Origin of the sequence: Croceimicrobium sp., assembly GCF_965228705.1 — a bacterium.
Classification (GTDB): Bacteria; Bacteroidota; Bacteroidia; order Flavobacteriales; family Schleiferiaceae; genus Croceimicrobium.
The window spans coordinates 1,533,859-1,556,701 of the sequence record NZ_OZ245832.1; the positions used below are offsets into that span (position 1 = coordinate 1,533,859).

Genomic DNA, 22,843 nt, shown 5'->3' on the forward strand with positions numbered 1-22,843 from the left:
ATGAAATTGATCACCCAGATATCGCGCCTGCTGGTAGGTGCCCTTTTTATTTTTTCAGGATTGATCAAACTCAATGACCCGATGGGTTTCGCCTTTAAGCTAAGCGATTATTTTGCTCCCGATGTTCTTAACCTCACTTTTCTTAGTGACTTCACCCTTCCTCTGGCCCTCTTTATCGTTATTTTGGAAGTAATCCTTGGGGTGGCCTTATTGCTGGGCAAATGGGTAAATCTCACCAGCTGGCTTTTACTTTTAATGATTGTCTTCTTCACCTTCCTAACCTTCTATTCTGCTTACTTTAATAAGGTGACAGATTGCGGTTGCTTTGGTGATGCTATCCCTTTAACACCCTGGCAGTCTTTTGGTAAAGATGTAGTTCTCACGGTCTTAATAAGCTTGATATTCTTTAACCGTCAGTACATTAAACCACTATTGGGGCCTGGAGGCCAAAATGTCGTGCTAAGCCTTTCTTTGGCTGGATGCATTGCTCTGGGCTACTTTGTTTTAGAACATCTTCCTATTAAAGACTTTCGCCCCTACGCTGAAGGCAAAAGCATTGTTGAAGGCATGAAATCTGCCGAAGAATTGAATTTGGAGCCGCCTAAATACGCCACTATTTACACCTTAAAAAATGCCCATACTGAGGAGAGCATGAAGGTGAACTCTGAAGACTATATCAGTGAAGGCTGGTGGCAGAAAAAAGAATGGGAAATTCAAAGCGACGAAAGTGAAACTGTCTTATTAAGCGAAGGCTATGAACCTCCTATTCATGATTTCAGCATTGAAATGAATGGCAATGATGTTACGGATCAGGTATTGGCAGCCGAGCGGATTTTTGTTTTAGTGGCTTATGATCTTACTAAAAGCGACAGCAGCGCCTATGCGGCTTTAAATGAATTTGCCCTGGCAGCAGCCGACCAAGAAATTCCCTTTATTGGCATTACAGGTAGCTTACCTTCTTTGGCCGCTGAAAAAACTCAAGCCTGGTCTTTGCGCTTTAGTTTTGGTATTATCGACGGAACCACAGCCAAAACCATTATTCGCGCCAATCCCGGTATCGTAATGTTGGAGAAAGGGCTGATCGTTAAAAAGTGGCATGCACAGGATTTACCAGCTTTTGAAGAGCTGGCTCAAAGCTGGAAATAATTGCTGCGTTTTATCTGGAATAAAACCTGGTATGGCCTCCTGGTGATGTGGGGTGTTATTACCGTTGTCTTCTTTCTCTTTAACGTATTGCCTGGCGATCCTTCCCGGATGATGCTGGATCAAAGAGAAGACAGCGAGCAATTGGCACGAATCAAAGCCAAATATGGTTTTGATTTACCTCTTGGTCAACAGTATATGCATTACCTCAATGACCTGAGTCCTCTTTCCTGGCACAGTTCAAATCCTGAAGATTTTAGTAATTATCAACGCTATCAGACAAAGCCCATAAGGCTTTTCAAAATAGGGGAAGGAGAATTTTGCTTAAAAGCACCTTATCTGCGCACCTCCTTTCGGTCGCAGGGCAAAGAAGTGAGTACTATCTTAAGTGAAACTTTTCCCAATACTTTGGTGCTGGCAATTGCCGCTATGACCCTGGCCTTAATTTTAGGCTTAAGCCTGGGTATGGTAGCAGCCCGCTTTAAAGGCAGCTGGATCGATAGCGGTATTAGCTTTTTTGGTACCTTGGGTATGTCGGTACCTTCCTTCTTCTCGGCCATCTTAATGGCCTGGATATTTGGCTATCTGCTTTCTGCCTGGACCGGTCTTAATATGACCGGGAGCTTATATGAGGCCGATCTTTATGGAGAAGGGCGCTACATTGCATGGTCCAATTTAATTTTGCCCGCGATAACCCTGGGGATTAGACCCTTGGCTGTAATCATTCAATTGAGTCGATCTTCTATCTTAGAGGAATTAGGACAAGATTATATCCGCACTGCTCGGGCCAAAGGCTTAAGCATGCCCGCCATTTTAAGGAAACATGCCTTGCGAAATGCCTTAAACCCGGTTATTACCGCTGCTTCCGGATGGTTTGCCTCTATGTTGGCCGGAGCTGTTTTTGTAGAATATATCTTCGGCTGGAACGGTTTGGGAAAACAAATTGTTGACGCTCTAAATCAGTTGGATTTGCCTCTCGTAATGGGGGCAGTACTATTGATTGCGATTACCTTTGTGGTGATCAGTATAATTGTAGATTTATTGTATGCCTGGGTTGATCCCAGAGTACGTAATTAATTGAAATAAAATGGCACGTAAAATTATTGCCGGGAACTGGAAAATGAACCTGAACCTGGCCGAAGGCGCCGCTTTGGTTAAAGCCAGTGATGACTATCTAAATGCAAATCCGGCCAAACATATTGACGTGATTGTTGCTCCTCCGGCGCATCAATTAGTCCAAACTGTTAAGCTTTCCACAAACACTAAACTTTCGGTGGTTGCCCAAAATATGTGCGCCCATGAAAATGGAGCTTATACGGGTGAAATTAGCGCCAGTATGCTGGTAGATGCCGGGGTGGAATTAGTAATTGTAGGGCATTCGGAAAGAAGAGAAATTTTCGGAGAGGATAATGCGCTTTTGGAAGCTAAACTTCACAAAGCCCTGGAATACGACCTCTACCCAATTTTCTGTGTAGGTGAAAGTTTGGAACAACGTCAAGCTGGAATACACTTCGATCATATCGAAAAGCAATTGGAAGCTGGTCTTAAAAATTTCAGTGCCGATCAGATTCCTCACATCATTTTAGCCTACGAACCGATTTGGGCTATAGGAACCGGGGAAACTGCCAGTCCAGAACAAGCTCAGGAAATGCATGCCTTTATTCGAAAATTCCTGGCCAGTAAATTTTCTGCCACGGTAGCAGATGAGACTTCCATTCTTTATGGTGGTTCCGTAAAACCTGCCAATGCCAAGGATTTATTTAGTCAACCGGATATTGATGGTGGATTAATTGGTGGCGCCTCTATCCAAATTGACTCCTTCTTGGAGCTTATTAAAATCGGAGAATCCATTTTACGATGAAAAATTACCTAGTCCTCGATTTCCAAGTAAGCCCAGTAGAACCGGGCCGCGATATCCTTCTAGCCCTTTTGGATAACTTAGGTTACGACAGTTTTGAAGAAAGTCCCAAAGGCCTAAAGGCTTATATTTTGGAAGAGGATTTTAATGCTGAAGAATTAGAAGCTCTGCCCCTTTTTAATGGAGAAGAGTTTGAAATCAGCTATAGCTCCGAAAAATTGGAGACAATTAACTGGAACGAAGAATGGGAGCGCAATTATGAGCCTGTAAGCTTGGAGCAGCGCCTTTTAATCAGAGCTCCTTTTCATAGCATCAGCGGAAGCTATGATCATGAAATCGTAATTGAGCCTAAAATGTCCTTCGGAACCGGGCATCATCATACAACTCGTTTAATGGCTAAAGCTATGTTTGACCTTGACTTCAAAGGCAAAAAGGTTTTAGACATGGGTACCGGAACCGGAATCCTGGCAATATTAGCCCAACAATTAGGCGCTACTGATATTGATGCGATTGACAATTTCGAATGGGCAGTTGAAAACACTGCTGAGAATGCCGAACGCAATCAAGCTGATAAGGTTAAAGCCGAATGGGGTGATGCGGCCTTATTAACAGGAAGAAATTACGACATGATTCTGGCGAATATCAACCGAAATGTATTATTGGAAGATATGAAGGCCTACGTGGATACCCTGGCTTCCGGTGGATCTATTCTCTTTAGTGGATTTTTTGCCCATGATTTTGAGCTGATTGATGAAGAAGCGCAAAATCAAGGACTAGAATTTCGCCATCGAATAGAAGAAGAACGCTGGCAATGCGTTCATTATCAAAAGCCCTAATTCCCAAATACCCTCTGCCGATGCGATTACGCCTCATATTTATTTTTCTCTGCAGCTCGTTCATGGCCCTTCAAGGCCAAAGCTTAAAACGTTTCACCCCAGAAAAGACTAGCTATTTACAGGAGTTAAAACAATTTTGGGAAGACGAGAATAATAATCTTGAGGACACGGCTATTGAGCACTTAAGCAGAGATTTCGATAGCCTCTTTATTGATCAATTTACGGATGAAGAAGCCGCTTTGCTTTACGATTTAAGCAATACCCTTCTCCGAAAAAGAATGCGCGATTTTGAGGACTGGGCTCATTTACTGCGTATTAGCATCTGGTTTAAGCAGGAGCAGGCCGAAGGAGAATTAGAGCGCTTTTACAAGGATTTTGAAGAAGTAAGCAAAAGACCCGCAAAACAGTCCTCGGTATACCTCGCTACTTTTTACAATGTTATTCATCGCAATGTACTCTATGACGATGGTCGATTGCGTTGGGAAATAATTGGTGAAATAGGTCAATATCGCTTCGATAATGGCCCGGTATTTAGTTTCGCCATCTCCGATCTTGTGGGCTTTTACAAGAACGATAGCACCCTGATTGAAGGAACGCAAGGTGAATTTCGACCTCGTCAATATCAATTTGATGGTCAGGGAGGTACCGGCTATTTTACCCGGGCCGGTCTCCCTCAAGATTCAGCTTATGTAGACATCCTGAATTATTCTTTTGATGTAAGTAAACCAGAGTTGGAAATAGACTCGGTAACCTTGCATACCAATTTCTACCTCGATCAACCGGTAGAAGGTAGCTGGCAAGAGAAATTAACCAGCCAAAGTGAGACCGGACATGCAACCTTTCCTCGTTTTAGGTCTTATCGCAATGATCTCTACGTACCTTATATTCTGCCTTATGCCCAGTTTAGAGGTGGATTTTCCATCATTGGCGATCGCTTTTATGGCGGTGGAAACGACAGCAGCCGAGCTACCATTATTTTAGATTACAAGGATACCGTATTAATTAAAGCTACTTCTCGTCGTTTCTGGCTACGCAGAGATAAGGTGTATTCTGAAGATGTGGAAGCGGTAATCTATCTCGGTAATGGTGATAGCATTTTCCATCCAAAAGTGACCATGCGCTATTTGCCAGAACGCAAACAGTTCAGCTTTATTCGCAATGATGAAGGCATGGGCTCCGCCATCTTTTCAGACACCTACCATGATCTGGATATGTTATTCGATATCATAACCTGGGAGGTGGGCAGTCCGCGCATGAAGATCTCCAGCTTAAACATGGGCTCTACTTCACCTGTGGTCTTTGAGAGTAAGAACTACTATCGCGGTCGGCGATTCGATGACTTGCGAGGTATGAGCAGTACACACCCCCTGGTGACCTTACAAAGGCTTTCCCAGAAAATGGGGGGTACCCGCACCTTTACAGATGAAGACATTGCCTACCACCTTAAAATGGATCGCAGTGATGCACATCGATTCCTTATGCGCTTTTCCGTTTTAGGATTTATTGATTACAGTGTACAAACTCGCGAAGCTTATATCAAGGACAAAACCTTTGAGTACATCCTCAATGCTAAGGGTTTACGCGACTTCGATGTGATTCAGTTTGTATCCCGCCTGGAGAATGGTACCAATGCAACTTTAAGCCTGGAAGACTACGCTATGGAAGTTGAAGGTATTAAAGCCATTACCCTCTCTGATTCCCAAAAGGTAGGTCTATTTCCGGCGAATGAGAAAATCATTATTCATAAGGATTTGAATTTCGATTTTGACGGGCAAATTAGTGCAGGTCGATTCAATTTCTGGGGAAATCAATTTAAGTTCAATTACGAGCAATTCCGCATTGCCATGGTCGATATCGACTCCATGCGCTTTAAGGTATTAAGCTTCGAACCGAATGCTTTGGGCCAACGCTATTTGGTTGACGTTAAAACAGTATTACAGGATCTAACGGGGGACCTTCAAATTGATAAGCCCAATAACAAATCGGGAAAAGGCTCCTTCTCCGAGTATCCCATATTCACCTCCGCTAAGGACTCCTATATCTATTATGATAAACGTAGCATCTTTGATGGGGTCTATAATCGAGAGGACTTTTATGTAACGCTGGAGCCTTTCGAAATTGACAGTTTGGACAATACCTCCACCACGGGTCTGTCTTTTGATGGCACCCTTACCTCGGCTAATATATTCCCGGAATTTGAAGAGTTTATTAAAGTACAGGAGGACTATTCCCTGGGCTTTACCCGGCAAACCCCGGCTGGTGGCTTTCCAACATATGGCGGAAAGGGACAGTATACAGCAGAGTTAAGCTTAAGCAACCGTGGCTTACGCGGAAATGGCAAACTCGACTATTTAAACTCGGTTGCCTATTCCGAAGAGTTTTTCTTCTTCCCGGATAGTACGGATGGCATCACCACTTCCTATGAAATTACTGAAAAAACGGGTGGTGCAGGTTCTAATCCGCATGTAACCATAGATCAAAGTAAGCTGCATTGGGAACCCTATAATGACGTGCTTTACACCAGCAGCATGGAACAGCCCTTTGCTTTGTATGATGCAATGGGTATGCGTACCACGGGTACTTTAGCACATTCCCCTACCGGTTTAAAAGGAAAGGGCCTTAATGAGTTTTTGGATGCAGAAACCCGTTCTCAAGACTATACCTACGAAAGCCGAAAACTACTATCGCCCAATACAGCATTCCGAGTTAGAGCCAACCCTGATGCTGATTGGGGATTTGGTGTAGATAGTGCTCAAGCGGATATCGATTTTAATAAGCAAAAAGGCGAATTCCGATTACTGAATACCGATCAGTATTTCAGCTTAACGGCCAATAAATATATTGCCTACATGGATTTTGCCCTTTGGCAGATTCCCCAAAAAGCCATTGATCTAAGCAAGGAAAGCGGATCCGGACTTTCAGAAATGATTTCGGTTCATCCCCACCAGGACTCTCTGCGATTCCTGGCAGACCATTCTAAATTCTATCTTGAAAATACTTTATTGGAATCCTTTAAAGTTCCAGAAATCATGGTGGCTGATGCTTATATCTATCCTGATACAGGCTATGTAGCAATTGATAGTAATGCTGCTATGCGCACCTTAACCAATGCTGCCGTTACTGCAAACTTGGTAGATCAATATCACAATATTTACGGGGCCTCAATAGACATCAAATCTGCTAATTACTACCAGGGAGAAGGTGACTATGAATATGTGGATAAAGATGGAACCCCCTGGCCTATTCACTTCAAAGAGTTAAAAGTAGATACTGGCACCACTGTTGGATTTGCTCAAGTAAAGCAGGAAGATTTCTTCTATCTAAGTCCATTCTTTGCCTATTATGGAAATGTACGCATGCGTGCGGATCGAAAGGAACTGCTATTTAGAGGCTATACCCATATTGAAGCTAATTGTGATGCCATAAGTACCAACTGGTTTAATTTCCAAAGTTTAATTGATCCTGCTAATATCATCATAGAATTGCCGGAGGTAGATTCAGAGGATAAAACCAAATTACTGGCCAATGGTATTTATTTGGCCTCAGACACAATTAGCGGATACGCGGCATTCTTAAGTCAGGAGGTACGCCCCACCGACAAGCAAATGTTCTTTGCCAATGGAGTGCTTTACTATGATGAAGCCATAAGTAGTTATGTTATTACAGAACGGGAAAAAATTGCCAATCCCGATCTTCCGATCAATATTCTGCGCTTCAATAACCTGAATTGTACAATGGAAGGCGAAGGCGCCATGAGTTTGGGTGATGGAAAAAGTCAGTTAAACATTAATTCGTATGGTCTGATTAGCTACGATCTGAATACGGATAAAATGCAATTGGACCTTACCATGGGAATGGAGTTCTTCTTTGCTAAAGATTTATTGGAAAAATTCGCCCAGATTGTTGCCGACAATGCAGATGGAGAAGGAGTAAACATCGGGCGTAAAGCTTTTGAAATAGCCACCGAGTACCGACTGGAGCCTAAGGATCTCACCAAGTTCCGAGAAGAGGTTAAAGCCTTTGGAGCGCCTGAAAAAGTACCTGATGATCTACAACAAACCTTATTATTTGGTGAGTTAACCATGAACTGGACACCAGAGTCCATCTCATTTTTAAGCGAAGGTCCCATTGGGATTGCCGGATTTGGGGAAAGTTTCGTTAATGCCAAGGTAGAAGGCTATGTCGAAATTCAGCGTAAACGTCGTGGTGACGAAATTTACATCTATTTGGACCTTGGTTCTGATGAGATATACATCGACTATAAGCGTAACCAAATGGGGATTTACACCACCAATGATGAATTCATGACCTTACTCAAAGAAATGGATATTAAAGATCGTCGAAATGAAGTACGCGGCATGCCTCCATTTATGTACAGCATTAGTACCAAGGGAAAAATGAACCGATTCATTCGTCGTTTCGATAGTTTTGAAGATCAGTAAACACCCTTTCATTTTGCGCTTTTAAAACAATTTAAAAGGCAGCTTCTGCACTTTTAGCAATTAAGCACGACCCTACTTTAGAGAAAGATTGTAAATCAGACCTCAGTAGGATGCCTTTTCTCTCCACATCTTAAAGAATCCTTGCCATCCTATTGAGGTCTTTCCTTAAAGCTTATGGATGCTTGGATTTCTATTTTAAAACAATCTTGGAAAGGGAACCTGGCTTTGATTAGCCTATGCCTAATTCTGATTTTAAAGCTACTCCTTGCTCAACCTAAAATGCTGGAGGAAAAACAGAGCATTGAAACAGCATTGAGCTTAAACTACATAGAGAAAAAGGGTATCCGTTATGAACTGCATTTCGCAGAGGGTCGAGCAAAGTATTATTGCCGGAGTACTGACAGTATTTGCGCTCATTGGAATGCAGGCGATCGCTTTTGGATTAAAGGAGACTTGCTTCCTGTTTCAGGGCCCAGTCGACCGGATCAATTCAATTTTAAGCGCTATCTGCAAAATCAAAATATTAGGGCCCGCTTAGAATGGAGCCGCATTGCCAAAATAAAGTCAGAGGCCAATTTTAAGGAGCACCTGCTTAACTATCGTAATTCTTTAGCACAAAGAATCGATACTTGGCCCTGGACCGATAATCAAAAGGCACTCTACAAAGCCCTTTTCCTGGGTTTAAAAGGCGATATAAACCCAGAGCTGAGAAAGAACTTCGGAACTGCCGGTTTAATGCACTTATTGGCCGTTAGCGGTCTTCACCTGGGAATAGTATATCTCTTGCTTCAATATGTACTAATCCCCTTTAAATCCCTGCCCTATTCAAGAATACTTATTTGCTTTTTAAGCATAATTGGATTATGGTCATTTAGTCTCTTAAGTGGAGCGGGTCCATCTGTACTTCGGGCCGCTACTCTCTTTAGCTTTTTGGCCATTGCTAAATTAATTAACCGACCTGGGGGTGGACTACGCGCAGTTTGGGCTTCAGCCTTGGTTCTGCTTTGGTTTCAACCATTATTAATTCGCCAATTAGGCTTTCTTCTAAGCTATTCTGCCGTAATTGGTATACTCTATTTGGTTCCAAAACTGAAAGCCTGGCATAGCTTTAAAAGCAGACCTTTACGAGCGGCGCAAGAACTCATTTATGTATCTCTTGCTGCCCAATTATTTACGGCTCCTTTAAGCCTCTATGTTTTTGGGAGTTTTCCACTCTACTTCTTACTCGCCAACCTTCTGGTTCTACCATTGATGACCCTTATAATGTACACTGGTCTCCTGGTTTTGCTATTAGATCAATTTAAGCTCTTGAATACATTGAATGAATACTATCCCTATTTATTGGAGTATTTAGGAGGTATAGGTAATTGGATAAGCTCTTTACCCAATGCTCAAATCCCGGTGAATGTTTCGCTTTTAGGCTGTATCCTGGCCTATGTTTTTCTGGCCTCTTGGCTTTTTGGACCACAGCTCAATCGCAAGAAATATATTCTTTTGGGATTAATACTATGCAGTTTGAACCTGGGCTACCGCCTCTATCAGAAAAAAACAGAACATTTAAGTCTTATTGTTTATCCCGGTAATAAAAATGAGTTCAGCTATCGCAGCGGATTAGATCATTATCATTTGAAAGGCTCCCAATTGAAAGCTTTAATCGATACCAGTGCCTCCTTGCCTTATATTGATCCTAACATTAGTATAAAAATAGTTTTAGACCGCCTGATACTAAATAGTCCATTGGAATCTGAACCTATTGAAATTGTAAATGATTACAGCGCAATTAAAGTTTTGAACCCGGCCCATGTCATCTTTACCGGTAAATCTCTGGAAAAAGAAAAAGCCTGGCGATCTTATTGCCAGGCTTTAAATATTTCTTTTCTAAGCAGTCGTACTAACTACCTTGAACTTCATTAGTTCTGGAAGATTGCGCTTAGAGCCGCTAAAATCTTACGTTTTTCCAGTGGGCGACGAAGCACATAGGCAAAGCCATTATGAATAGCTCTTCCTACAAGATCATTACTACTAATCGCCACTACCGGAGATTTCACCAGACCTTCCTTTCGTAATTGTTGAAGTATGCCCATGGCATTTTCATTATCGAGACGAGAATTCATCAGAATCAGATCATAACGACTTTTACTCAAGGTCTTCCGCATTTCTTCAATGCCTTTGGCTACGTTTAAAACGCCACCACTTTCTACTACCATATACCGAAGTAACATCTCATCTACTTCATTGGCACCGGCCAGTAAAACTCTTTTTCCTTCTAAAAAATGACTCATGGATCGATTTACAAGCTGTATTCGTTCTTCCTCCGCAATTACGCCATTTTTTGTTGCCATCATATTAATCCTGTGTTATTTGCCCCCTATAATAAGCGTACTAAGTACACTAAGTATTTACTGCCGCAAATATAGTGTTTTAGTACAATCGACAATAAGCTTAGAGAACAGTTAAATTGAGCTAAAAATTAACGATGCAGAGTTTTAACTTGAATGACTTTCTAGTTTTCAAGTTGTCCAAATATAAGATGAAGAAGCATCAAATCAAAAACAGTATTTCGGGGCGCCCAATTTAAATTACCCTATTAAACAAGAGGTTTTTACAAGGGCTGGCGAATTGCATATTAAAGGAATATCGAACTAAGCTTCCGGCTTGAAGATTCGAAGAAATCCGCATTTTCCCAGGCTTTGGTTTACCTTTTTTGCAGTAGTGATAAGAATTGAAATCAGACTTTACCGGGATCAAGGATATATATTCTCTCCTATTCAATTTCTAAAAAAATCCACCAATTTCATTGAAGAGCTTAGGGCTTGTTGCTCCAGACAAGACTCGAACTCATCTCGGCCAGGACGAGATTACAGGTATGCATTCAAACGCTCACCGGCCAAAAACAAAAAACCCCCACAAATTACTTCGAGGGGGTTTGGATTGTTGGCGGTCTGGACGAGACTCGAACTCGTCTCGGCCTGGCCGAGATGACAGGCATGTATTCAAAAGCTCACCAGCCAAAAACAAAAAAACCCCTTCAAATTACTTCGAGGGGGCTTGGATTGTTGGCGGTCCGGACGAGACTCGAACTCGTCTCGGCCAAGCCGAGATGACAGGTATGCTTTCAAAAGCTCACCAGCCAAAAACAAAAAAACCCCTTCAAATTACTTCGAGGGGGTTTGGATTGTTGGCGGTCCGGACGAGACTCGAACTCGCGACCCCATGCGTGACAGGCATGTATTCTAACCAACTGAACTACCGGACCAGATTTTTAAGAACGTCGTTTTCTCAAACGCGGGTGCAAATATAAGGGTAGATTTTAGTGACGCAAGCCCTTCTGGAAAAAAAATTCAAAAAAATTAAACATTATAGCTTTCGCCCCAAACACGCGGGATACGGACGGTAAAGCAGCTCCCTTTATCCTTTACGCTTCGTACTTCTATCGTGCCATTCATATAATTCAGAAACTCAGCGCATAACATCAATCCTAGGCCTACTCCTTTTTCTTTATTAGTACCTAATCCAACTTCCCGATGGGGCGAGAACAACTTTTTTCGTTGTTCCTCTGTCATACCAATACCATTATCCTCTACTTCTAATTTAAGTTCCGATTCCATTTCATAGGCCCGAACTTTAATCCACCCCCCTTTGGGTGTAAATTTTATGGCATTGCTGATTAGATTACGAATGATCATTTCCAGCATATCTGCATCACCGGTGACCATTCCCTCCCCTTCATCTATTAATATCTGCAGACTGATCCCTTTGGCATCTGATAATGGTCTTAAATGCTCTCCTACCATCTTAATTAGCTTGGGATAGTCCACCCTGGATGCTTCATATGCCTTGGTATCTCTTTTGGCCCAGCGTAAAAGATTATCAAGTAAAGCTCGGCTGTTACGAGTTAAACGCAATAATTCGTTCTGCATGATCTTACGTTCCTCATCGGGTACACCACCATGGTCCATAACATTTAGGAAGCCTTCTATACCAGATAAAGGACTGCGCAAATCATGTCCAATTATAGAAAACAAGCGGTCCTTTTGAGCTGAAAGTTCTTTGGTTTCCACCATCTGCTTCTCCATTCGTTGGCTAATCTGCTCCAATTCCCTTTTTTGTTTGCCGACTAATGCCGTGGATTGATCGTACATCATTTTTAAATAGACCGTGCCCAAATAAAATATACAGGTAAACGCAAAATAGGTGAGAAAATAAATCCAGGTAGTTTGAGGGTCAGGCATTGGTGCCAGGTAGAAGATCAAGTCTAATCCAATCATCAGTATCAGGATGAAATTGATCCTTTGCTCCAGATTGCTTTTTGAAACAACCAGGCTCAGAACAAAAAACATGACTAATCCATATACAACGGGACCTTTAAAAAAGCCCGTTAAAGGGAAAATAAGATGAGAGAAAAACAGCACCACCAGGCTCAGAAAAACTTTAGCGATATTCAACTTCCGCCACAAGCGCACCAGAATATAACAGGAGATTAAGCTTAGCCCTAATAGTAAAAGATAAAAAGCCGCCCTACCCGAATCTTGAATGTAGAGAGGCAAGGTCAGTAATATTAAAAAACAAGCACTGAGGAAGGTTGTACTCATGAATAAGCGCTCTTCAATGCTGAAGTTCGAGCTTATTCCAAGTTTTTTCCAAATGTACTGTTCCATTTAGCAAGCAGTGAGTAGATTAACAGGACCAAAATAAAATTTTATCCCGCAATTACTAATAAGCTTAGATAGGATGTATTTAAGTTGATTAAGATTCCGTGCTAAAGGTCTTTTTAGCTACTTGAGGATAGTCACAAAACCTCGCTTAATACGAGTCTTGGTTTCTCTTTCGCTGCTGAATCGATATTCTAAAGTGTAGGTATACACTCCTTTATGTTCAGCATTTTTACCAGTCCAGCCAACATCTGGGCTTTGTGTTTCAAAAACTTTTCGACCCCATTTATCGAAAATTCGCAAATCATAATGTTCTAAATAGCCATCTGAATCGCAAATAGGTGTGATAATGAATTCATCATTGCGCCCATCTCCGTTTGGAGTAAAAGCATTTGGAGCATAAGTAACACACTCTTCGCAGTTTACGCCATCAACCTGGATGGAATCGGTATAGCTACAAATACCATTGGATATTTCCGCTGTGTAAAGACCAGGCTTGGTTATGATGAAGTTTGAGGTGGTAGTTTCATCACTCCAAAGCACCGAAATATTAGGACCAGCCACCCGTAAATCTATGCGCCCTTCCTGGCAAATCACCGTATCTTGTGGTAATTGAGGTAAATCATTTTCCAACACCTCAACATAATCAATCATATAGTAAGCAGTAGCCGGATTGGATGCATTTTCCAAGGGAACCGCGTCGGTCTCAGCATCCTGAGTAAAATTACCAATAGTAATATATCTTTCTCCTCCTTTAGCTTTAATAATTCCGCAGATCGGAGTCCAATAATTTACTTGGGTAATAGGATCCTTCGCTACAACCTGGGGACTGGCCATAATCACATTACCGGGAGGCACAGAGTCTACAACCGTATCCGTAAGTAACATTCCAATATTATTAATCCCATAGGAATCTCCCTTATCATCATTGTTACGAGGGAGAACATAAAAGCTTACTCGGTAAAACTTTCCTTCTTCCAAAGGTTTCTTCAATTCACCATGAAGGTATTCGCGAACATAGTTTACACCCTGCAGCCCGTATACATCGATTCCCGCAAAACCATCGCCATCAAAAGGTAGCGCATTGTTTGTAGCAGAATCGCTGCCGGGAAAACCACAAGGATGATAGAAGTCGGGATCGCCTTTATAAAAAGTCCAGGGGTTTACATAATTACTGAAGACCGTATCGGTGATAGGACAATTACCAGTGTTCTCAAGGGAGCCATTACGCACGAGATTCTGTGCAAAAAGGCCTCCACTCAAGAGGGTTAAAAACAATAGGGTTAGCTTCTTCATATATATAATCCCCATAATGGGTACAAATCTCTCTGATTGGCTAAAATATAAAAACCCACACTTAGTCTGAAGGGGGAAGGCAATTATTAAACGTTTAGCAACTCATCATCTTATAATTCTAGCTCATAGGTAGCCATTTCTTACCAATTGATCCCGCAAAATAGAAATATGCATTAAATGAAAGCGAGAAAGTAATAGGCTGCCCGAGCTTTCTTAATTTCGCTTTTATCTTTATCGAAATGGAAAACGAATATTTTGCACATCCCACGGCGGTTATAGATGAAGGAGCCCAAATTGGCAAGGGCACTAAAATCTGGCATTTCTCCCATATTATGCCCCAGGCTATTTTGGGTGAAAAATGTAATATCGGCCAAAATGTGGTAGTAAGCCCCGAAGTAATACTAGGTAGAAATGTTAAAGTTCAAAATAATGTTTCCATCTATACCGGAGTAAGCTGCGACGACGATGTATTCCTCGGCCCTTCCATGGTTTTCACCAATGTTTCCAATCCTCGTTCAGGAGTAAATCGAAGGAATGCCTACGAGAAAACTCATGTAGGAAAAGGCGCAACAATTGGCGCTAATGCCACTATAGTTTGTGGTCATGATATTGGCGAATACGCTTTTATTGGGGCCGGATCGGTAGTAACCAAAACTGTTAAGCCTTATGCTCTTTTAGTGGGGAACCCGGCTCGACAAATTGGTTGGATGAGTCAATATGGCCATCGACTCCATTTTGATGAAAATCAAGAAGCCGCATGCCCAGAAAGTGGGCAGCGTTACAAACTGAATCAAGATCAAATAGAATTAATCCTTGACTGAAAATAAGCCCATAAAGTTTGCTGTTGTTGGCTGTGGCCACATCGGCAAAAGACATGCTGAAATGATTTGGCAAAACCCGGAAGCGGAATTAATCGCCTTTTGTGATACCCGCCCTGCCAGCGATCTTGGTATTGACCCCAAAATGAAAGATGTGGTTCTTTTTTCTTCTTTAGAAGAATTACTTAAGGCCAATCTGGAAATTGATGCGATAAACATTGCTACGCCTAATGGCTTACATGCCGAACATGCAGTTGCTTGTTTGAATGCAGGATACCATGTGGTGGTTGAAAAGCCACTCAGCTTAAGGAAAACCGATGCCGAAAAAGTAATATTCACTGCCTTACATAAAAACCGTCATGTTTTTGCAGTGATGCAAAACCGCTACTCCCCTCCTTCCGTATGGATTAAGGACATGGTAGCAAGTGGAAAATTGGGGCGGATAAATATGGTGCAAATCAACTGTTATTGGAATCGTGATGAACGCTATTACAAACCCGGTAATTGGCATGGTAATAAAGCTTTAGACGGAGGAACCCTCTTTACCCAATTCTCCCATTTTATTGATGTGATGTATTGGTTGTTTGGAGACATCGAAGATATCAAGGGACGTATGGTAGACTTTAATCATAGTGACTCTACGGACTTTGAAGATTCGGGAATTCTCAGCTTCAATTTTACAGATGGAGGAATGGGAGTACTGAACTTTAGTACTTCTTGCTGGGATAAAAACTTCGAAAGCAGCATCACCATTTTAGCGGAAAATGGCACCATTAAAATCGGCGGTCAATACATGAACGAGGTGGAATACTGCCATGTTAAAGACTATGAAATGCCAATACTAAAGGCTTCAAACCCTCCTAATGATTATGGTCCCTATAAAGGAAGTGCCGCCAATCATGTGTATTTGATTGAAAATGTAATTGACGTACTGAAAGGTAGAGCGCCAATCACCACTAATGCCTTGGAAGGCTTAAAAGTGGTGGATATTATTGAGCGCATGTATCAAGCAGTTAGCGAATAAATTAGCACTTGCTTAGTCCCGAATACCATAGCATTGCCAGCCTGATTATTATCGGTCTACTGGTTTTGGTTTTAATCACCGATCGATTTAAAACCTCTTTGGTATTTCTTTTTGGTGGAGGCGCTCTGATACTTAGTGGCGCTATTAGTGCAATAGATTTTCTGGAAGGATTAAGTAATCCCTCCATCATTAAAATTTTTCTGCTCATTGTCATTACGGCAGGGATTAATGAATCCTTTGATCTGATTGGCGGATTAAACAGGCTCTTTAGGAGTGTGAAAACTCCTCAAGGCTTTATCATCCGAATGGGCTCTTCGGTGGCTCTGTTATCTGCCTTCATGAATAATACCCCGGTGGTGAGTGTAATGATTCCCTTTGTGCATCAATGGGGAAAAAACCATCACATCTCCCCTTCCAAGCTATTGATACCCTTATCCTTTGCGGCGATTATGGGGGGCGTTATTACCTTGATAGGTACCTCAACCAACCTCTTATTAAACGGGCTGATTCAAGATGCAGGTTTACAACCTTTGGGCTTCTTCGACTTTACTTTACCAGGAATTGGCATCACAGTTTTAGGAATCTTGGCAATGGCTTTAATAGCCCCTAAGCTTTTAGGCGCCAAAGATGATCTTGTAAGTGAAATCAAAGACAATCGTCGCGAGTATCTCATTGAACTTAGGCTGATCGAAAACAGTCAATACACTGGCCAATCAGTGGAGTCGGTAGGACTTCGTAATCTGGAAGGTTTCTTCCTCACTCAAATTATTCGAGAAAACCGGGAAATTGCTCCTGTACCACCATCCGAGATTTTGCGACAAGATGATGTTTTGCTCTTTGCTGGAGATACCGGCCAAATTAATAATCTGGTAAATCGTTTCCCAGGCCTTGAATTGGCTAAAACCAATGAATTTCAGCTGATTGAAAACACCAGTTATGTAGAAGCTATTGTTGCACAGAACTCCCAAATGGATCGGCGAAATGCAAAGGAAATGGGATTTCGCCAGCGTTATGATGCAGCCATTATTGGCATCCATCGCAGAGGCGAGAAATTATCCGGGAAAATTGGCTCCATCGACCTCCATGTTGGTGATGTCCTCTTAATGGTAGCCGGTCCTCGTTTTTTAGAGCGAAGCTCAAACTCTGGTGATTTCATTATTCTGGAAGAACACTATAAGCATACTGAGAAGGCCTCAGGCTCTAAATGGTTATTTGGAATTGGCACAGCCTTATCCGTTTTACTGTCCAGCTTTGGTGTGATTAGCTTCTTGGAAGCCTTACTGGTTATCTTAGGCATTCAGGTTGCCACCAAAATGGTATACCTGGATTTAATCAATAGGGTTCTAAGTTTAGATCTGTTAATTATTTTGATCGTCTCCCTCGCCCTTGGCGACAGTCTGATAAGTTCCGGTGGGGCTCAGATTCTTACGGATTCCCTTTTTAATGGAGCAAGTCATTGGAATCATTTCACCCTTATTACTGTGGTCTTTATCACTACCTGGTTGCTTACCTCATTCATTACCAATGTAGCGGCTGTATCCATAATGTTCCCTTTGGCTTATAGCTTAGCAATTAGTTCCGGCATCAGCTACGAAGCCATGTTTCTAAGCACCGCCTTTGGAGCTTCTTGCAGTTTTATCACTCCCTTTGCTTATCAAACCAATTTGATGGTGCTGGAACTGGGAAAATACCGCTTTCGGGATTTTTTCCGCATTGGTTCGATAATCAGCCTAATTTATGTTGCCGTATTCCTGTTTTATATTAAAGTCTTTTACCTCTAAAAATGAATACTGAAAAGCTCCACATTATTCCCCATCAACATCAAATTCAATCAGAAGATCGCGCTGAATTGATGGGTCATAAAGGAATGGTTATTTGGTTTGTAGGCTTGAGCGGATCGGGAAAATCGACCCTAGCTTCCGAATTAGAACGTCGCCTTTATGAGCAGGGTCGTCATACTTATATACTGGATGGTGATAATATTCGCTCAGGATTAAATTCCGATTTAGACTTTTCAGATCAATCTCGAGTGGAAAACATTCGAAGAATCAGTGAAGTTGCCAAATTAATGGCAGATGCCGGCCTCATCGTTTTAACCGCCTTCATCACTCCATTTGAGGAAGAACGTCAAAAAGTGAAAAACTTAATTGGAGCTGAAAATTACTTTGAAATTTTCGTGAATTGTCCCATTGAAGAATGTGAGAAACGTGATGTAAAAGGTCTTTATGCCAAAGCCCGTAGAGGAGAAATTTCAAATTTTACCGGCATAAGCTCTCCTTTTGAAGAGCCTACTAATCCGGATTTAAAAATCCCTAGCCATAAAATGACGGTTGAGGAAGGTGTTGAACTAATCCTTAACAAATTAAAGGAGCGCTTGTAATACGATTTAAAGCAAAAAGAAATCCCCTTGAACCAGGTTCAAGGGGGTTTTTAATTTTAGGGTACGGTTCCTATAAACGAATCATGCCTGCAGCCACGGTTTCGTTTGTGCTCTCATCTACTAAGATGATGGAACCTGTATTACGATTGTCATTGTATTCATCTACAAACAAAGGCTTAGTAGAACGAATTTTCACTCGAACAATATCATTCATTCCAATTTCCTTATCATCTTCGATTCGATGTAAGGTGTTAATATTCACTTTGTAAAGCACCTCTTTTATCATACACCGTGATTCATTGGTGGTATGACGAAGAATATATTTAGCACGTGCCTGGGCTGGTGAATTATTTAACCAACAAAGCATAACATCCAAATCCTGGGTTACGGTAGGCTGATTATTAGGTCGCACGATCATATCACCACGACTGATATCAATATCATCTTCTAAGGTGATGGTCACAGACATCGGAGAAAAAGCTTCCTTTATCTGAGTACCCATGGTGTCTATTGATTTAATCTTGGAACCAAATCCACTGGGCAGCACTACCACCTCATCACCGGGTTTATAAATACCCCCTGCCACTCGACCAGCATAACCTCTATAATCATGGTATTGGTCACTTTTCGGGCGAATTACTGTTTGCACCGGGAATCGAGCATTTACATGATCCTGATCACTATCAATATGAATAGTCTCGAGAGTATGCAATAAGGTCTCACCATTGTACCAAGGCATATTCTCACTTCGATTTACCACATTGTCGCCATTGAGGGCAGAGATGGGTACAAATCGAATGTCACTCACATTCAGTTTGGAGGCAAACTCTTTATAGTCCTTTACAATCTTATTAAACTGTTCTTCACTATAGTCCACCAAATCCATTTTATTCACGCAAATCACTAAATGCGGAATCTGCAATAAGCTGGCTATAAAGGAATGTCGACAGGTTTGTTCAACCACACCATGTCGGGCATCCATCAGGATTAAAGCCAAGTTAGCGGTAGATGCACCTGTAACCATATTTCGGGTATACTGGATATGTCCAGGCGTATCAGCAATGATAAACTTACGCTTAGGAGTAGCAAAGTAGCGGTAAGCTACATCGATGGTAATCCCCTGCTCACGTTCATCTTTTAAACCATCGGTCAATAAAGCCAAATCAACATGGTCTACCCCACGTTTTTTACTGCTGGTTTCAACAGACTCTAACTGATCTTCAAAAATGGATTTTGAATCATAAAGTAAGCGACCAATCAAGGTGCTTTTTCCATCATCTACACTACCTGCTGTGGTAAAGCGAAGTAGTTGCATATCTAAATACGAATTATCACTCATCTTTACTATTGTTTGGTCTGCTTAGAAATAGCCTTGCTTTTTACGGTCTTCCATTGCGGTTTCACCACGCTTATCATCCGCGCGATTTCCCCTTTCGGTTTGGCGGGCAGATGCCACTTCTTGCACAATTTTTTCTAGAGTATCGGCATCCGAATCAATACCGCCGGTGATAGTGATATCCCCTAAAGTACGGAAGCGAATCATACGACTTTCTACTTTCTCATGTTCTTCAATAGTGATGAACTCCGAAACCGGCAACCAGGTATTATTCCGGAAGATTACCTCGCGCTCGTGTGCAATATAAAGGCTGGGGATGTCGATATTTTCAAGCAAAATATATTGCCATACGTCCATCTCCGTCCAATTGCTGATTGGGAATACTCTGAAATGCTCTCCCATATTCTTCTTCCCATTGAATAGGTTCCAAAGTTCGGGTCTTTGATTTTTGGGATCCCATTGACCAAAATCATCTCGATGCGAAAAGAAACGCTCTTTAGCCCTGGCTTTTTCTTCATCCCGACGGGCACCTCCCATAGCTGCATCAATCTGAAACTCCTCGATGGTATCCAACAAGGTTACGGTTTGAAGTGCATTTCGACTGGCGTTCTTTCCTGTCTCTTCCCTTACTGCACCATCGTCAATGGATTTCTGTACTGAGCCCACCAACAATCTAACCCCCAAATTTTCGACCAACTGATCCCGGAAGGCAATCGTCTCCGGAAAATTATGACCGGTATCAATATGCACCAATGGAAATGGAATCTTCGAAGGCCAAAACGCCTTCTTTGCCAAGTGAGTTAATACAATAGAGTCTTTCCCTCCACTAAAAAGAATAGCGGGGTTTTCAAATTGGGCGAAGACCTCTCTGATTACATAGATTGCTTCGGCTTCCAATTCCTTAAGGTGGGTTAATGTATAACGCATTCAGTTTCTTTTTCTCAAAACAGTCCAAAATTAATGGATATCAATCAGAAGAATTCGCTCAGCTGAGATTAAATGTGAATTAAATAACAGTATGGCCCTGTGGTAAGCCCCAAAGTTTTCAAATCATTTGCTTTCTTTGTCCGATCAAATAAATGCCCTCAATGAGCGATAAAACCAAGATCTGGCTGTCCTCTCCTCACATGGGTGGAAAGGAGCAGGAATTCGTTAATCAAGCCTTCGAAACCAATTGGATAGCTCCATTGGGGCCTCATGTAAATGGCTTTGAAGCAGATCTTGAAAAGTACAATGGTGTGGCTCATGCCGCAGCACTAAGCAGTGGTACGGCTGCCCTTCATATTGCTCTTGATTTACTTAAAGTAGGTCCTGGCGATTTGGTTATCGTTCAAAGCTTTACTTTTTGTGGCTCAGCAAATCCCATAAAATACCGTGGTGCGGACCCTATATTTATTGATTCTGAGGAAGACACCTGGAATATGTGTCCAGACTCTTTACTGACTGCATTAAAAGACCTCGATCAGCAAGGACTTCTTCCCAAAGTAAAAGCTATTATACCGGTTCACCTATATGGAATGCCGGCTAAAATGGACGAGATTTTAGCTCATGCAAAATCCTACGGCATTCCAGTTTTAGAAGATGCTGCCGAAAGTTTAGGCTCTACCTATAAAGGAAAATATACTGGTAGCCTTGGTGATTTTGGAGTTTACTCCTTCAATGGCAATAAAATTATCACTACCAGCGGTGGTGGTGCCCTGGTCTCTTCCAATAAGGAGTGGATCGATAAAGCTCGCTTTTTAGCAACCCAGGCCCGCGATGAGGCTCCTCACTACCAACACAGCACCATTGGTTATAATTATCGCTTAAGTAATGTGCTTGCCGGTATTGGTCGTGGCCAAATGCTTGTCTTAGACAAACACATTACGCTGCGTCGTAAAAACTTTGAGCGCTATCAGGAGCTCTTTGCTCGGATTAATAAAAAAGGATATGCGATTAAACTTCAGCCAGGACTAGCCGATTCATTTAGCAATCGCTGGTTGAGCTCCATCGTGATGAATCCAGATGAAAATAAGGGGAAAGACCGTGAAGGATTACGTATCTTTTTGCTCGAAGAAAATATTGAGGCACGCCCCCTTTGGAAACCCATGCACTTACAGCCTGTTTTCGAAGAGACTAAATACTATGGTGGAAAAGTAGCAGAAAAGCTCTTTGACACAGGCTTATGCTTGCCCTCCGGCAGTAATTTAAGCGAGAGCGATTGGGCACGAATCGAAACCAAAATTGAATCTTTCTTCTCATGACAAGAACCAAGTCAAAAATGTGGTCGCGCTTCTTTAAAGCGACTTTGTACTCTTTATTGCTCATTGGAGCCATTGGCTGTGTTCCTACCAAAAGGTTAACCTATTTACAAGAAGAAGAAGGTTCTTCCAAAGAATACAAATTGGAACGCAATGCATACCGCGTTCAGCCTAATGACATCTTGAGCATTACTATTCGTACCTATGATGCTGAAACTTCGCAGCTTTTCAATATTGCGAATATGTCTCAACCCAATGCATTGCAGGCCGGAGACATTTTGTTTTACCTTCAGGGATACTCTATCGACCTCAATGGAGAAATCAGTATTCCTATTGTTGGCAAGCTTCAGGTTTTAGATCTAAGCATCGAAGAAATTCAAAACTTGGTGGAAACTGAACTTCAAAAGTATTTTACGGAGGAATCCATCAATGTAACTGTTCAATTAGCTGGAATTCGCTTTTCAATTGTGGGCGAAGTAGCCCGACCTGGTAAATACGTAGTGTATCAAAATCAGGTAAATATCTTCGAAGCATTAGCTTCTGCAGGCGATATTACCATAGTTGGAGATCGTAAAGAAGTAATGGTAGTACGTCAAAGTCCAGAAGGTGTTAAAACTTTCGTGTTGGACTTAACCGACGCAAATGTTATTAATGACTCACGTTATTTCATTCAGCCTAATGATGTAATTAATGTCAAACCACTACCTCAAAAATCCTTTGGTATTGGTACTACCGGTTTCCAAACTTTTTCTCAATTACTCTCGGTGCTCGCTTCTACCATCACCTTGATTATCGCTATAAACAGTATTAATAATTAG

17 protein-coding genes and 1 tRNA gene are annotated in these 22,843 nt (G+C 41.8%); 12 read left to right on the forward strand and 6 right to left on the reverse strand.

What is annotated here, in order from left to right:
• The 6 genes from ACO05P_RS07000 to ACO05P_RS07025 all read left to right on the forward strand — a co-directional run bounded on the left by ACO05P_RS07000 (position 1) and on the right by ACO05P_RS07025 (position 10,193).
• Positions 1 to 1,146 (forward strand): BT_3928 family protein, encoded by a 1,146-nt coding sequence (locus tag ACO05P_RS07000; RefSeq protein ID WP_421754367.1) that lies wholly within the window; start codon positions 1 to 3, stop codon positions 1,144 to 1,146.
• A complete protein-coding gene (locus ACO05P_RS07005; RefSeq protein ID WP_421754368.1) occupies positions 1,147 to 2,220 on the forward strand; it encodes an ABC transporter permease in 1,074 nt (357 codons plus the stop codon).
• Positions 2,221 to 2,230: 10 nt separating this feature from the next.
• Positions 2,231 to 3,004 (forward strand): triose-phosphate isomerase, encoded by a 774-nt coding sequence (gene tpiA / locus ACO05P_RS07010; protein WP_421754370.1) that lies wholly within the window; start codon positions 2,231 to 2,233, stop codon positions 3,002 to 3,004.
• A complete protein-coding gene (prmA, locus tag ACO05P_RS07015; protein WP_421754371.1) occupies positions 3,001 to 3,837 on the forward strand; it encodes a 50S ribosomal protein L11 methyltransferase in 837 nt (278 codons plus the stop codon). Before tpiA ends, prmA begins: the two co-directional genes overlap by 4 nt.
• Before the next feature lie 20 nt (positions 3,838 to 3,857).
• Complete coding sequence (locus ACO05P_RS07020) at positions 3,858 to 8,279, forward strand: hypothetical protein (RefSeq protein WP_421754372.1); 4,422 nt, start codon at positions 3,858 to 3,860, stop codon at positions 8,277 to 8,279.
• A 174-nt stretch (positions 8,280 to 8,453) separates the two neighbouring features.
• Positions 8,454 to 10,193: a ComEC/Rec2 family competence protein gene (locus ACO05P_RS07025; RefSeq protein ID WP_421754374.1), complete on the forward strand. Its 1,740-nt coding sequence runs from the start codon at positions 8,454 to 8,456 to the stop codon at positions 10,191 to 10,193.
• Here the strand turns inward: ACO05P_RS07025 and ACO05P_RS07030 are convergent.
• The 4 genes from ACO05P_RS07030 to ACO05P_RS07045 form a co-directional block, all read right to left on the reverse strand.
• A complete protein-coding gene (locus tag ACO05P_RS07030) occupies positions 10,190 to 10,624 on the reverse strand; it encodes a response regulator (protein ID WP_421754376.1) in 435 nt (144 codons plus the stop codon). The genes ACO05P_RS07025 and ACO05P_RS07030 overlap by 4 nt on opposite strands.
• An 834-nt stretch (positions 10,625 to 11,458) precedes the next feature.
• A tRNA-Asp gene (locus ACO05P_RS07035) sits at positions 11,459 to 11,535 on the reverse strand.
• 94 nt (positions 11,536 to 11,629) lie between these two features.
• Complete coding sequence (locus ACO05P_RS07040) at positions 11,630 to 12,937, reverse strand: sensor histidine kinase (RefSeq protein WP_421754378.1); 1,308 nt, start codon at positions 12,935 to 12,937, stop codon at positions 11,630 to 11,632.
• A gap of 117 nt (positions 12,938 to 13,054) precedes the next feature.
• On the reverse strand, positions 13,055 to 14,227 hold the full coding sequence (locus ACO05P_RS07045; RefSeq protein WP_421754379.1) for a gliding motility-associated C-terminal domain-containing protein: 1,173 nt from the start codon (positions 14,225 to 14,227) through the stop codon (positions 13,055 to 13,057).
• 239 nt (positions 14,228 to 14,466) lie between these two features.
• Between ACO05P_RS07045 and ACO05P_RS07050 the strand changes: the two genes are divergently transcribed.
• From ACO05P_RS07050 to cysC, 4 genes are read left to right on the forward strand one after another with little or no spacing between them, the layout of a single operon-like run.
• Positions 14,467 to 15,048, forward strand: coding sequence for an acyltransferase (locus tag ACO05P_RS07050; RefSeq protein WP_421754381.1), 582 nt, complete (start codon positions 14,467 to 14,469; stop codon positions 15,046 to 15,048).
• Positions 15,041 to 16,069 (forward strand): Gfo/Idh/MocA family protein, encoded by a 1,029-nt coding sequence (locus ACO05P_RS07055; protein ID WP_421754382.1) that lies wholly within the window; start codon positions 15,041 to 15,043, stop codon positions 16,067 to 16,069. Before ACO05P_RS07050 ends, ACO05P_RS07055 begins: the two co-directional genes overlap by 8 nt.
• Positions 16,070 to 16,077: 8 nt before the next feature.
• Complete coding sequence (locus tag ACO05P_RS07060; protein ID WP_421754383.1) at positions 16,078 to 17,850, forward strand: SLC13 family permease; 1,773 nt, start codon at positions 16,078 to 16,080, stop codon at positions 17,848 to 17,850.
• 2 nt (positions 17,851 to 17,852) lie between these two features.
• Positions 17,853 to 18,449 (forward strand): adenylyl-sulfate kinase, encoded by a 597-nt coding sequence (cysC, locus tag ACO05P_RS07065; RefSeq protein WP_421754384.1) that lies wholly within the window; start codon positions 17,853 to 17,855, stop codon positions 18,447 to 18,449.
• Between the two features lie 70 nt (positions 18,450 to 18,519).
• Here the strand turns inward: cysC and cysN are convergent, their stop codons facing one another.
• Together cysN and cysD are read right to left on the reverse strand one after the other, a co-directional pair.
• Positions 18,520 to 19,788 carry a sulfate adenylyltransferase subunit CysN gene (gene cysN / locus ACO05P_RS07070; RefSeq protein ID WP_421754386.1) on the reverse strand — a complete coding sequence of 423 codons (1,269 nt, stop codon included), beginning with the start codon at positions 19,786 to 19,788 and terminating at the stop codon, positions 18,520 to 18,522.
• 21 nt (positions 19,789 to 19,809) lie between these two features.
• Complete coding sequence (gene cysD, locus ACO05P_RS07075) at positions 19,810 to 20,712, reverse strand: sulfate adenylyltransferase subunit CysD (RefSeq protein WP_421754388.1); 903 nt, start codon at positions 20,710 to 20,712, stop codon at positions 19,810 to 19,812.
• 161 nt (positions 20,713 to 20,873) lie between these two features.
• Here cysD and ACO05P_RS07080 point away from each other — a divergent pair, with 161 nt between their 5' ends.
• Together ACO05P_RS07080 and ACO05P_RS07085 are read left to right on the forward strand one after the other, a co-directional pair.
• Positions 20,874 to 22,028, forward strand: a complete 1,155-nt coding sequence (locus ACO05P_RS07080; protein ID WP_421754390.1) for a DegT/DnrJ/EryC1/StrS family aminotransferase — start codon at positions 20,874 to 20,876, stop codon at positions 22,026 to 22,028.
• Entirely contained in the window at positions 22,025 to 22,843 is an 819-nt protein-coding gene (locus ACO05P_RS07085; protein ID WP_421754392.1) for a polysaccharide biosynthesis/export family protein, read from the forward strand. The genes ACO05P_RS07080 and ACO05P_RS07085 overlap by 4 nt, the downstream gene beginning before the upstream one ends.